The sequence below is a fragment of the Candidatus Acidulodesulfobacterium sp. H_13 genome, from assembly GCF_048541835.1.
Lineage (GTDB): Bacteria > SZUA-79 > SZUA-79 > Acidulodesulfobacterales > Acidulodesulfobacteraceae > QIJE01.
The window spans coordinates 475965-490010 of record NZ_JBLEOY010000002.1; the positions used below are offsets into that span (position 1 = coordinate 475965).

The window sequence follows — 14046 nt, forward strand, 5'->3', positions numbered from 1 at the left end:
ACATCAGGTTAAAAAGTGGCTGCCGAGTTTTCGATTCAAGGCGATCTGCTTTTAATCTGTTGAAGGCAGCGTGAAAAAGCCGAAAAAACGGAAAAAAAGATCAATAAGACCGTTGAAAATAGCAAAAAGCATAGGAAAGTTGAGTAACTTTGCTGGTCGAGTGGCGAATGAATTTAGAGAAGACACAAAAAAATTTGTCAAAAATGAAAATTACAAAAAACACGGAACTGAGATATCTGTAACATTTATTGGATGAACTCAACATGGAAAAGCCAGATGTTGTTCAGTTAATTGAACGTCACAACTTGGAGTATGTAGATAAGCGGGGTTCAGATGGCGCATTATGGGTGATTGGCGGTAGAGAACTCTTGCCCACAATTCTGAAGCTCAGGGACTCTGGTTTTTCTTTTACTTTCAAAGGTGGGCGAAGTAGCGATTACAGAGATGCTTGGCGGTATAAATCTTCAGAAACGGTAAGCGGGCAAAAGTCTGAAGCGGAAGAAGCCCAGCCCGTCTATGAAGAGCCGAAAGGTATCATGAATTCGGCACAGCGCATCGACTTTACTTGTCCAGAACTCTGCGCCAAAACACAACTGCTGACTTGCACCATCAATGGGCAAGCCGTCGTTCCGAGCAAGCAGAAATGGTCGCAGTTACTTGTAGCCATAACAGAGCAGTTTTTCGCTGAAGTCAACCCGAACCTTGAGTCGCTTGACCGTAAGCCTTTGTATGGCAACAAGATATTCTTTTTGCCGACTAAAGTCGACTCTGGGACTTGCTCTCTGCTCTCAAATGGTAAGTGGATTTACACCAACTACAACCCGCAGACCATCGTCACAATTATCAGGAATCTGTGCCTACACTGTGGTGTGGACTTGGATGATGTCATTATCACCTATGAGCCTAAATACGGCAAACCCACGCAGTCGGTGCAAACGTATACATGCCCTAATGTTCTCCCCGCCACACCGCCAAAACCTATGCTTGACACGGCGGTAGTCGAGCAACTGACAGCCGTGCTTTCATCACACTTTACTAACGGCTACAGGCTGAATTCCCCGATTGAGATGACGCGTTTCCGCTCGTTTGCCGCAGAGGATTTTTGCGAGGACATTATGCTGGCCGATGAGGAACTGAAAAGCTATATCGCGGCTTGCGGAACAACCTTTGACGGAAAAGTCTATGCCGTGTCCGCACAGGCAAAAGAACGAATCAAGGAACTGGCGGAGGATTACTTCGCCGACGGCGCACAAGTCATATTTTTTGCCGAGTTCTACGCCAAAAACGAGAACTGGCTGTTCGAAGCAAGTGTGGTCACCGAGAACATGCTCATCGACATTCTCCATAGGCTGTTCCCGAAGTTGCTGTTCACGCAGACCTATTTCGGCTACACTGATGCTTCTGTCTTTGCCGCTCTGGAGGGCGAAATCCTACGCGTGTGGGGTTATAACGATGTATTGCTGACCTACGGCCAACTTGCCGGGCGGTTGCGATTCATACCCCTTGAAAGGATTAAGTACGCTCTTGGTCGAAACGGCGATTTCATTCGGAGCAACGTGGAGACCTTCTCACACGTCAGCCGAATTGAAATCATCGATGAAGAGCGGCAAGTAATCCGCGAAGCCGTTGTGCGTGAATGCAACACTCGCGGCTATGCCTCTATTGCAGATTTGCCCTTCAGTGAAATAGAGGAACGTAACTACGAACTTTCTATCGCGGCGGTTCATAATGCAGTTTACCGCATCTGCCTGTCGGACAAATTCAATAAAAAAGGCAAAATTGTCGCGCGCAAAGGAGATGTCTTTGATGCGTTGACCATAATGAAGAAATACTGCCGAACCATAGACAAATGCTCGCTTGACGATCTGCTGACTTACGAGAAAAAACTAACGGGTGAAGTTTATCGTCGGATTTCGATGGAAGCGGGCAACACCGTTCTGGTTCGTATTGACAAAGACACATATGTGGCGGACATATATATAAACTTCGAAGCCGACATAATTGACGAAGCAATTGAGCTGTTTGTTAATGGAGATTATCTTCCGCTTAAGTCTTTCACTACATTCGGGGTGTTTCCCGACTGCGGTCAGGCGTGGAATTTGTTTCTGCTTGAAAGCTACTGCCGCCGCTTTAGTCGTAAGTTTCGGTTTAATACCGCATCAGTTAACTCGCGGAACGCCGGAACGGTCATCCGCAAAAGCTGTGCCATGGACTACATGGAGATTATGACCGATGCCGTGGCGAATGCTGACGTTCCCTTAAAGGCCACCGCCGTGGGCAAGTTCTTGTATGAGAGCGGCTTCAAGTGCATAAGCAAAACCGCAAAAGTTAACGAAATTATAAATGAGGCGAAGGCCATACGAAAAAGGATGGATTGAAGATGTATTCGTACACCTACGACAAGAAAACGGGCGGGATACTTCTCAATTCCTCGCCGACCGGGTTTTCCAAAGAACCCCGCCCGGTTTACGCGTCCGAATTGGACGTGCTGGGCTTTGATAAGTATTGGAAGTACGATAAGCAGACCGCCCACCCCTACGTGTGGGCGGAAGCAAATCAATACTACTATTATGGGATGCTCATAGCAAAGTTGAAAGGCGGTAATGCCTACGCCGCCCCTGAGATTATCATTTCGAACGGCGAGGACGGCAAACCGATAATGCCGGAACCTAAAGGCCTATCGCTTCACCCCGTTGACATAAGGGCTATGGTGGAAGCAAACCGTGAGATGCTTGAAATCATTGAGCAGACCACGGTCAAGAAAATACTGGCTATCTACACCAAGTACAAGGATAGGCTCGACTGTTTCCACGTGGCGTTTTCGGGCGGAAAGGACAGTTGTGTCCTGCTCGACCTTGTCAAGAAAGCCCTGCCCAAAGGAAGCTTCGTGGTGGTATTCGGCGATACTGATATGGAATTCCCCGACACCTACGAGGTTATCGGGAAGATGAAGCAGCAATGTAATGAAGACAAAATACCATTCTACATTGCAAAGTCGCACCTCAATCCGAAGGAATCGTGGGAGTTGTTCGGCCCCCCGTCACGTGTGCTCCGTTGGTGCTGCTCGGTGCATAAAAGCACTCCGCAGACGTTAAAGTTGAGAGAAGTAACTGGCAAGAACGATTTTATCGGTCTTGACTTTGTTGGAGTTCGGGCTCAGGAGAGCGTTGCTCGAAGTACCTATAAGTATGAAAACTATGGCGCAAAACAAAACGGACAATTCAGCCATAACTCAATCCTCGAATGGACGTCTGCTGAGATATGGCTTTATATATACGCGAACGATGTGCTGATTAACGAAACCTATAAGAAGGGCAATGGTCGTGCCGGATGTTTGCTTTGCCCTATGTCGGGCGGTACAAGCGACTACTTACGTCGGACGAGCTATCCGACAGAGATTGATAGCTATGTCGATTTGATTAAGGATACCTACGATGGGGACAAGCGCAAGGAGAGCAACGCCGAATCGTATATCCTAAACGGCGGTTGGAACGCCAGAAAGAATGGGCGCGAGTTATCGAACAATACTTTCCGTTGCATTGAAAAGATTACAAACGGAATTTTGACTATAACCATTACTGACCCTGATTCTGACTGGTTGGAATGGATAAAAACGCTCGGAGACTTACGCGGTAGCAATGGTGATTTTTCCGTTCAATTTGACGGCGAATACATACGGTTTTCCGTTAAGGAGACAAAGAACGGCTACATCGTAACAATCCCGGAAGTTATGCTAAAAGAGCGGCCCACATTCGGGAAGATTTTCCGACGGGTATTCCGAAAAGCCTCGTATTGCAAAGGTTGCCGAGTTTGCGAAACGAACTGCCGAAACGGTTGTGTCAGTTTTGTTGATGGCAAAGTCAAAATAAATAACTGTATCGGGTGTCACGAGTGTCACGAAATCGACAGCGGCTGTCTGTTATTCCACTCGCGGCGTCACCCACAAGGAGGAGGTAAATCAATGAAAAGCCTAAATTCATTTGCCGACCATGCTCCAAAGCCGGAGTGGTTGCGCTCATTCTTTGAACTGAAAGAGGCTTTCTTTTCGGAGCATACACTGGGCCCAATGATGTTCGATATGTTTAGACGTTTTCTTAGGGATGCTTCCCTAAATAAAAAGAACCACTTCACGTCGTTTGCCGAGTTAATCTCGCAGATTGGTTGGGAAACGGACGCGGCGCAAGGTCTGATTCTTATCAATCTTGTTGCCGAAAACCCGCAGATGGAGTGGTATGTAAACAATTTTGATGTCGGCAGAAACTATGCTCGCCAGACAGCCGAGGATATGCTGACTGCTGTTGATGCCAAACCGAAGGACGCTAAGTCAATCGCCAAATCCTTCAAGCGTCTAGTCGAGACACCACTCGGCACAAGCCTGCATTGGGGCTTCGTTACCGACGAGGGCGACCTCGTTCGGACGAAATGCTCGGTGAGCGACCCGCGCGTGGTGCTGTACGGCCTGTTTAAGTTTGCGGAGAAGTGTATCGACTATAAGGAGTTCACGCTTGCCACGCTCCTGAATGAAAGCATTGACCGCGACGGCATCAGCCCTACCCGCATATTCGGGCTTGACCGCGACGATATGACGTCGCTCCTGTTGGGACTGTCGGCAAAATATCCGAAATTCATCACTGCATCGTTCACACACGACCTTGAAAAAATAACGCTGGCAGAGGATAAATCACCCCAAGATGTACTCGACTTGTTTAAGGGGGATGTAGCAAATGACTAATAACAACAAATACCGCGAATACATTGACATTGACGAGGAGTATTTCCCTCAAGTCGACCAATCTGCCATCGACAAAGCCAGCCCGGACTTCTGGACGCACACATACCCGCACCCCATGTTCATCGAAATGCTGAATAAGATGGAGCGGGTATTGGCACGGCAGGAGAAGCGTTCCATTTGGATTGAGGGAGCGTACGGCACGGGCAAGTCGATGTGTGCCCATGCCCTGGAAAAGATTCTCGAAGTGCCGGAAGAAGAGCTCCGCGCCTACTGGGACAAATACGAGCCACTGAAAAAGAAAACTGACCTGCTCGAAAAACTAATCGGTCACAAGAAAAATGGCATCGTGACCGCCCACAGATACGCTTCGGGTATGATTAACTCGCCCCGCGACCTCTTCTTTGCTGTTCAAGAAACACTAAAGGTTTCACTGGAAAAGGCAGAGCTTTACGCAGGCGAGGGCACCCTGAAAGAAAGCGTCATAGCTTGGATTGACGAGCCGACGCACAAGAAGTTCTTTAACAATCTCTTGGAAAAGACGGAGTGGAAGGTTCTGTTCACGCAGACCTCAGCTGATGAGGTGCTGAGTGCCCTCCGTAAGGGCGGTAATATCAAGACGCTGATGGATAACATTTTCCGTCTTGCCGACGAAGAGGGTATCACTGCGCTGAATATTGACGCTGACAGGCTCATCGCTTGGCTGAAGGACATTATCGACCACAACAATGTAAAGGTTGTCTTTATTTGGGACGAGTTCTCCGATTACTTCAAGAACAACCAAAATACCCTTTCGGAGTTTCAGAGACTTGTCGAGTTGGTGAACCAAAAGCCGTTCTACTTCATTGTCGTCACGCACGAATCGGGACATTTGTTCGCGACCGGCAACGCGACTTGGAAAAAGGTGCGTGACCGATTTATTACTGTGCAGATTACTATGCCAGATAGCACCGCGTTCATCCTCGTCAGTCAAGCTTTCAACGCAAAGTCTGCCGCCGAGAAAGACTGGGAATCAGTTCGCGATGATTTGAATGCACGTCTAGATAGCTCTCGAACGGCTATTATAAAAGCGATTGATGCGACTGATATTGATGACCAAGTAATGAAAAGAATAATGCCGCTTCATCCAATGACAGTTCTGTTCCTCAAAAACATATCCTCTGCGTTCAAGTCCAACCAGCGAAGTATGTTCGACTTCATCAAATCATCATATAGCGCAGATGATGTGAAGGCGTTCCAATGGTTTATTGAGAATACGGGTCCTCATGATGACCACCCGCTTCTTACGGTGGATATGCTGTGGGACTTTTTCTACGAGAAAGGAAAGGATAACATCACATTAGAAATTCGCTTGATAATGGATATATTCCCGCAGCAGCAGAATTTGCGTGAGGATGAGAAAGCTGTCCTGAAAGCCATCCTTATTATGCAGGCGATTGATTGGCGGTTGAGGGGTACGATCGACCTGTTCAAAGCTACCGAACAGAACCTCAGCTATGTTTTTGAGGGTATCCCCGACTTAGAGGGAACGAAGTCCGCCAACCTTGCGAAAGGGCTTAAGAAAAAAGGCATCCTCGTTTCAAACCTGATAAGCGGTGGGCAGTATGCCTATGCGGCTGCCGTGCTTGCGGGAGACCAAGCCAAAATCGACAGCTACGAGAAAGATATACGACAAAAAAGCACAACCTCGAAACTCGTGACCGAGGGTAGGCTTTCTACCGTACTGTCTCTTTCATCTGCTTTGCGTCTGCGTTTCGAATCAGAACCGGGAACAGGCGAAATCATGTCCGTAACCACCACCGACTTCACAAGCAAAATCAATAGCCTGCGCAACAGAGCCACTGGGTGGAATTTCCACGCCGTTATCGCCTTTGCCAGGGACGATACGGAAGCGGAAAACTTCCGCAAGACCCTCAGAACAGTGGTTGCGGATAAACAGTATGAGAACATCGTATTCATCGACGCGCTTTCTACACCGCTGGGCTTGGAGGCGTTTGATCGGTATGTGACATTCTCCGCTATGGCGATGTACTACCAAGGTAGCAACAACACGTCGTCGCGGGAAAATTCGGATAAAGCAAAGCATGTCTTAGACCAAGACTGGAAAAACCGCATCCACAACGGTCAATTTGTCGTATACACCTACACAAATCAAGAGGGCGAGAAACTAGGCAATGCAAAAGACGTGGCAAACTCCCTCCAGATCATAGTGATGGACAAGTTCCAGTATGTGTTTGATTTCAACAAGGGCATTACTGAAAGCCAACTGAAGATGACTCCTGCGATGAAGCAGTCAGCGAAGTCCGGCATATTACAGGCCACGAGCGGTGTTGTTAAAGGCGTCGAGAGCCACCTCTTTCCGAGCGTTTGGGGGATTGATAGGTATTGGGAAAATCCTACGACAGCGTCTTTGCCTATCTCGAAAATCAAAGTCGAGGTAGACAAGCGCATTGAGGTCGCGTTTGCCAGCTACGGACGGATTTCGATAGACAAAATCTACGGCTTCCTTGAAAAAACCTATGGCTTTGCGCCATGTAACCTCTCGTCGTTTATTGCCGGTTTCCTTTTGAAAGAGTACAGCAGTGAGCCGTTCCACTACAACGACTCATCCGGCGGCCACGAGCAGATGACGCAGGACAAACTTGCGGAGATGCTCAAAAACTACATCGGCAAGTCTCCGAAGCTGACCTATATCGCAAAGATGACTGCCGACGAAAAGGCGTTTTATGAACTTACCGAAAAGGCGTGGAAGATACCCGGAGAATCGTTTTCTTCCGCAGGACAGGTTGCCATAGTCGTGTCTACGAAAATGCGCGGTCTGAAGCTACCAGTATGGTGTCTTGAAGAAGTGGACACAAGCAGTATCTTTGATGTGGTTCAGAAGTACATTGAGCTTGTTCAAAAGGAAGACAAAGGGGCTCATGATAAAGCGGCGGAAATCGGCAAAATTGCGTCAAAAACGCCATCACTCGCCGACAGCTTGTCTGCCCTGCTCACAAGTGAGAACTGCCAGAACGGTATGCGCAAGTACCTCCGATCCTTTGATAACGGCAAAGTTATGGAACTCGCCACCGTAATTGGTGCTGAGAATAATGTCCTTGGCGACATATGCGACTTGTTCGAAGTGAAGCACTCGTGCCTTTGGGATAAGCAGACGGGTGAGGACGAAATACGTAAGCTGCAGACCGAGTACAGCGTGGTCAAAGAGAGCAATGCATTACTGAATATTATGGAGCATTCCTTGACAGAAGCGTACAAGAAGTGGCGCGATCGGCTGAATTTCATCAGTATCTCATGCGAGGCTCTGCGGGCAAAATATCCTGCCTTGGAAAAAGTCTTCGGCACACTCCTGAAAATCTGTAAGCAAGAGGATATTCTGCCCGAACAGTTGAAAGCGTTCCATGCGGAGTTGGTGGTGCATGGTGAGAAAATCAGGGAGTTCCTGAACAACGGCAGCCATGATTTTGTCGAGGTCTATGAGCCGTACCTTGAAAACCTGAACGATAATGACATCAAGAATGTGAAGAGCAAACTACTAGGCTTGTTTGAGTTATCGAAAACTGACTGCAACATCAAGGTAAAAGAAGCTGCCGAGGAGTTCCGCAAGAGCCAGTTGAAATCGAAACTCTTCAATTCTTGGAAAGACAAGACGGAAACTAAAAATCCGCGTGACTGGTCAAGTCATTACAGGATGCCTATCCTGTGCTGTGTATCAGAGACTGAATATGAAAAAGCAAAGAAAGCATTTGAAATTTGCAACAACCTAAACTGGGGAACGGATTCCGAAATCAAAGATGCCCTATCATTCCTTGACTCCACCACACTGTTCGACATTATTACGGATGACGAGAAGCGGAATGCGGCATTCAAGCGGGATATTATCGGCGAATACAGCATCTTGCTTCCAGACATTAATAAGGTCAGGGATGCACTCGACCATCTTAGCGTAGACACTTACGATTGGTGCGACAATCCGAGCGTAAAGGGTAAGGTGAAGAAACTCGCCGAAGCCGAGTACAACGCCGGCGGCAGCGACAAGGTTCTCCTGAAAATAGATGCGATGGACGACGCCCAGTTGAAACAATATCTCAAACTGCTCGTCAAAGACAGCATTACGGTCGGTATTGGAATATTAATAAATGGAGGCGGGAAATAGAATGCAAATTGACTCTGTAAAGAATTACCTTACATCTAAAGAAGTCTTGCCGTCGTATTTCCTGTTCATCAGCGACGGACAGTATAAGACTGTAAAGTACGACTTATCGGTCTTGGGACTTGATGTTGTCACATTGAGCAGTTTTTGCAACAGCGACGACAAAATGCCTGACATCGACGGACTCCTCAACTATATGATAGATGCAAATGCAAATGCAAAAAAGTTCGTTGTGACGGGGCTTGGCGAGTTTCTTGCGCTTCGTGGAAGAGAGGAGGCAAAACGCACCCTGTCACGGCTGAAAGACCTCAATGTCGGCAGTGCAAAAGTCGTGTTTCTTCTAAGAGGGCTTGCCTCGCTGATTGCCGAGTTGCAGGCCGATCCTCGCTTTGACAGCCGTAGGTTCAGCGTCATCGACAATGCATCGTGCGACTTATCGTTTACCCTTACCGCCTCGTCTGTCGGATTGCCGGCTTTATCTGGTTTCAAAGCGATACTTACGGAACTCGAAAAAGGACGGTGTGGTAGTGTTGTAGTGAGCACCACGGTAAATCTCAATAATGCGATATTCACGGTACACCAAATCAGCAACGCCTACGAGGGCATTAAGCTGTTATCAGCGGGCTTTGCATTGGCGCGTTCCTACGGAAGCGACGATCGCTGGGCAGAGTTGCTGAAAGAACTCAATCAGAGCAACGGCTCACTCGACGAGATCTTCGAAAAACATGACCTTTACAAGAATCTGGAGTCGGATTTTTATGCCCGCATTACTGGGAGCCATTACCTTAACTGGCTCTATTTCATCTGCCTGAAAAGCAAAGCAGGCACATTGCAGAACGGATACCTTCAGTTCGTATTGGACGAGACGAGCCGTTTTGAGGATTTTGCAGGGAATGTCCTGAACGCGATAATCAATATCCAGCACACGGACGAGCGGTTCCCCTCGTTCTATCGTGAGCGTAAGGCTCTGGTCGAGAAATTCCCTGAGTCGGATATTGCTGGCTTTGTGGTGAACAGTCGGCAAGTGGTGTCAGAAAGCATTTATAAGCTGACTGACGGAACAAGGGTGGAGCGTGAAGAGATTATTGCTTGGCTCTCGAAAAACGGTATGATCTCGCAGCTTGATGACATCTACCCCTGGCTGGCGGATTACCTGAAAAAGTACGTTTTCAAATGCCCGGAACTGGCTAACTTATTGACAGATTATTTCGAGGCGTATAAACGGCAAAAACTGTCCAACCAGATTGAGCCTAAATTTTTAAAAGATGTTGATAGAATTGCTCTTTCACGGGAGTTCAACAGACTGCCGACGCGGAATGAAATTATGGATAGCGTGGATAAGAGCGACACTTTCCTCTACTGGATAGATGCCCTCGGTGTCGAATATTTAGGCTTAATCGAAGCCTTAGTACTACAGCGCGGCCTGTTGGTTCGGGTCAACATCGTCCGTGCGGAACTTCCGACGATAACAGCCATCAACCGAGATTTCTTTGTTGAGTGGCAAGGGCACAAAGAGAAGAACAATGAACTTGATGAAACCAAGCACAGTGACGCGGGCGGTTACGACTTCATAAATAATGAATTGCCCATTCACCTTGCGAAAGAACTGGACATCATCACGACGATGATAGACAAGGCGGCTACAGAACTTAAGCAACATCATTACAAACGCTTCTTAATTGTAAGCGACCACGGCGCATCTCGGCTTGCTGTTCTGCAGCGCAAAGAGGAAAAATACGATACCGATACCACTGGCGAGCATTCTGGGCGTTGCTGTAAGCTGTTTCAGCCCTATGACCTCCCGTTCGCCGCAGAGGAGAACGGATACCTTGTACTCGCCGATTACGGACGCTTCAAGGGTAGCCGTGCCGCGAATGTCGAGGTTCACGGCGGGGCTGCCCTTGAAGAGGTAGTCGTTCCAGTTATCGAACTGTCTCTGAAAGACAGAAGCGTAACGGTTAAGCTGGTCGGCGAGACCGTGACCGTAGACTTCCGAACCGGCACGGATATTAAGCTATTTTTTGACTCGCCGGTGCGAGATGTTTCCGTTGTCCTAAATGGGAAGCACTACTTGGCTTCGCAGATAGACGCTAACCACTACTCCGTGAAGTTGCTCGACATAAAACGGGCAGGAAACTATTCGGCGGACGTTTACGCAGATGACAACCTGATTGACAATATTAAAATTAAGGCGCAAGGCAAGAGCGGCAAAGTCAACGACGCTTTTGATGACTTGTTTTAGGAGGTGCGATTGATGATTGAAAAACTCAGAAATTGCTTTGGCGAGATGGTCGTATATAAAGACCTCAAGAAGAGCAACTTCTTCTCTGCTCTGAGCCTGCCCTCCTTTATGCGTGACTGGCTCTTAAAGAAGTTCGAGGACGAGAACGGTCACTTTGACTCCGACGAATTGGTTCGCTTTGTGCGGACTTACTTGCCGCGTAAGGACGACTGGACAGCTATTAAGAATCAGGTGATAATCGAACACGAGCGGGTGAAGTTCCTTGCCAAGGTGTCGGTCGATATCGACATCGGGACGGGCGAGGTATCGTTTGCTTTGCCCGACTTCGGGTTGACAAGCAAAGACACCATCATCGAGGATTCCGTGTGGCAAACCAGCAAGGATGATTTGGTTCGTGGGCGTGAGACTTGGGGAATGGTCGAAATCGGATATCGTCCGCTTGACGATTATGACGTTGAGTTCAAAAAAAACAAAGCAAAAAGCGCAAACCGTGGCAAAATCAAGCTGACGGCGTTTAAGACTTTCTGCCCATATATCATTGATATAGACTACTATAAAGAGGCACGGCTGGAATTCACTACAGCGGAGTGGCTCGATGTCTTGCTTGGCGCGGTGGACTACAATGCGAGCGGCTATCTCGGTGATGAGGAAAATAAACTCACGATGCTTACCCGCTTGCTTCCGTTCGTTGAAAAGAGACTGAACCTCATTGAACTTGCCCCGAAAGGAACCGGCAAGTCATATCTGTTCGGTCGCGTCAGCCGCTTCGGGTGGCTTTCGAGCGGCGGCGTTATGAGCCGCGCGAAGATGTTCTACGACCAGAACAAGTGTGTTGAGGGCTTGGTATCTGGCAACGACTTTATCACCCTTGACGAAGTACAGACCATTTCATTCACCGATGTGAACGAAATGCGCGCCGCGCTGAAAGGTTACCTTGAATCGGGAATCTTTACAGTCGGCAACTATGAGGGAACCGCCGAAGCGGGCGTTATTCTCTGTGGCAACATCAAGAAGGAAACGATGGACGAGGATGGCTTCGGGAATATGTTTGAGGAATTGCCATCCGTATTCCACGAGTCGTCTTTGGTAGAGCGTTTTCACGGCTTCATCAAGGGGTGGAATATTCCCCGAATGAACGACGACCTTAAAATTGCGGGCTGGGCGTTGAACTCGGAATACTTCTGTTCGATTATGCACGAACTGCGCGATGATATGAGTTACCGCGCAATAGTGGATGAACTTATCGAAATCCCCGAAGCGGCGGACACCCGTGATACCGAAGCGGTCAAGCGTATCGCCACGGCTTACCTGAAACTGTTGTTCCCGCATGTTCGCAGCGCAGACGACATCACTGCTCGTGAGTTCAAGCGTTACTGCCTCGACAGGGCGCGAAAGATGAGGGATACGATTAAATACCAATTGGGAATGCTCGACGTGGAGTATCGTGGGAAAGACATCCCTGCGTTCAGCGTTAGACCTGACTCTGAAGAAGCGGGGTAATTGTGTGGAGAAAAAAAGCTGTTATATCTGCGAAAAAGAAGCCTTGAACAAAAATGAAATCGGGCTGACTAAGAAACTGCTCGACAGTGATTCAAAGCGGTTCTATTGCCTTGATTGCCTTGCCGAGTATTTGGAGGTCGATACTGAGTTCCTGCTCGCCAAGCTCGAGGAGTTCAAGGAACAAGGCTGTAAACTATTTTGAAAAGGTGAAACCATGATTTACGCAGACAACGCCGCGACTACAAGAATATCCGACAGCGTCTTTGAGAAGATGCTTCCGTTTCTGTGCGATCAATACGGCAATGCATCTAGCCAGTATTCGCTTGGGGCAAAAGCCAAACGCGCTATAGAGCGGGCACGAAAACAAGTTGCAGCGGCTATCGGTGCAGAGCTGCTTGAAATCACCTTCACCTCCGGCGGTTCGGAAGCGAACAGTTGGGTGCTTAGATGTGTTGCGGATACCTACCGCAATGAGCCGATGCACATTGTAACTACTGCTATCGAACATCATTCTGTGCTAAACGCTTGCCACTCACTTGAACAGACTGGCATTGAGGTTACCTATTTACCCGTTGATAAGACGGGGTGTATTTCGGTCGATAATGTAAAGGCGGCAATTAAACCTCACACCAAACTGGTGTCGATTATGCTTGCCAACAACGAAATCGGCACGATTCAGCCGATAGCGGATATAGGCCTATTACTGAAAGGTGAAAACGTCCTGTTTCATACAGATGCCGTGCAATCTGTCGGACATATCCCAGTTGATGTGAGTGACCTACGAGTTGACTTTTTAACCGCTTCAGCCCATAAGTTCAATGGAGCAAAAGGCACAGGGATCCTATATAAACGGTCAGGTTTAGACTTGTCGCCGTTGGTGTTCGGCGGCGAGCAAGAGAGAGGGCTTCGTGCCGGAACGGAGAATGTTGCCGGAATCGTAGCGGCGGGTTATGCTATTGAGGAAAGTGTCGGTGAAATAGCTGATACGTCAAAGCGACTAAAGGCAATGGTCGAAGATACCGTGAATGGCATAAAAGAAAAAATACCCTCCGTGAGGGTTAATGGGGACAGCGAGTGCCGTCTGCCCGGCACGGTCAATCTTTGTTTTTACGGCGTTTCGGGTGAATCCCTCATGCATCTGCTTGACCTAAAAGGTGTTTGCTTGTCCACGAGTTCGGCTTGCACTTCTGGTAAAGGCGAGCCGTCGCACGTGCTTCTTGCTTTGGGGCTTACCGAACAGCAAGCAAAGTCGGCGATTCGCATATCTTACGGTAAATATAACTGTGCAGATGAAGTCGGTAAGGTAGTTACGGCTGTGTGTGATGCTTACAAAAAAATAGTTGAAAACCGCTAATGGCATACATAAAAATGCACCGACTGGGAGCGCTTCATATCATCGCACATTGATTCTCTGACGGCTAC

8 protein-coding genes are annotated in these 14046 nt (G+C 48.2%); all 8 read left to right on the forward strand.

The window, feature by feature from the left end; all coding sequences use genetic code 11:
* Positions 1-70 precede the first annotated feature (70 nt).
* The 8 genes from ACMCNP_RS06880 to ACMCNP_RS06920 are packed head-to-tail and all read left to right on the forward strand — an operon-like array spanning position 71 to position 13978.
* Positions 71-256, forward strand: coding sequence for a hypothetical protein (locus ACMCNP_RS06880; protein ID WP_419315609.1), 186 nt, complete (start codon positions 71-73; stop codon positions 254-256).
* A 7-nt stretch (positions 257-263) separates the two neighbouring features.
* Positions 264-2378, forward strand: coding sequence for a hypothetical protein (locus tag ACMCNP_RS06885; protein WP_419315611.1), 2115 nt, complete (start codon positions 264-266; stop codon positions 2376-2378).
* A gap of 2 nt (positions 2379-2380) precedes the next feature.
* Positions 2381-4732, forward strand: a complete 2352-nt coding sequence (locus ACMCNP_RS06890; protein WP_419315924.1) for a phosphoadenosine phosphosulfate reductase domain-containing protein — start codon at positions 2381-2383, stop codon at positions 4730-4732.
* Positions 4725-8885 carry a hypothetical protein gene (locus ACMCNP_RS06895; RefSeq protein WP_419315614.1) on the forward strand — a complete coding sequence of 1387 codons (4161 nt, stop codon included), beginning with the start codon at positions 4725-4727 and terminating at the stop codon, positions 8883-8885. Before ACMCNP_RS06890 ends, ACMCNP_RS06895 begins: the two co-directional genes overlap by 8 nt.
* 1 nt (position 8886) lies before the next feature.
* The gene (pglZ, locus tag ACMCNP_RS06905; protein ID WP_475393019.1) at positions 8887-11124 is read left to right on the forward strand and encodes a BREX-4 system phosphatase PglZ; all 2238 of its coding nucleotides are present in this window, start codon (positions 8887-8889) and stop codon (positions 11122-11124) included.
* 12 nt (positions 11125-11136) lie between these two features.
* Positions 11137-12624 (forward strand): BREX system Lon protease-like protein BrxL, encoded by a 1488-nt coding sequence (gene brxL, locus ACMCNP_RS06910; RefSeq protein WP_419315616.1) that lies wholly within the window; start codon positions 11137-11139, stop codon positions 12622-12624.
* A gap of 4 nt (positions 12625-12628) precedes the next feature.
* On the forward strand, positions 12629-12826 hold the full coding sequence (locus tag ACMCNP_RS06915; protein ID WP_419315619.1) for a hypothetical protein: 198 nt from the start codon (positions 12629-12631) through the stop codon (positions 12824-12826).
* Between the two features lie 12 nt (positions 12827-12838).
* Positions 12839-13978, forward strand: a complete 1140-nt coding sequence (locus ACMCNP_RS06920) for a cysteine desulfurase family protein (RefSeq protein ID WP_419315621.1) — start codon at positions 12839-12841, stop codon at positions 13976-13978.
* Positions 13979-14046 lie beyond the last annotated feature (68 nt).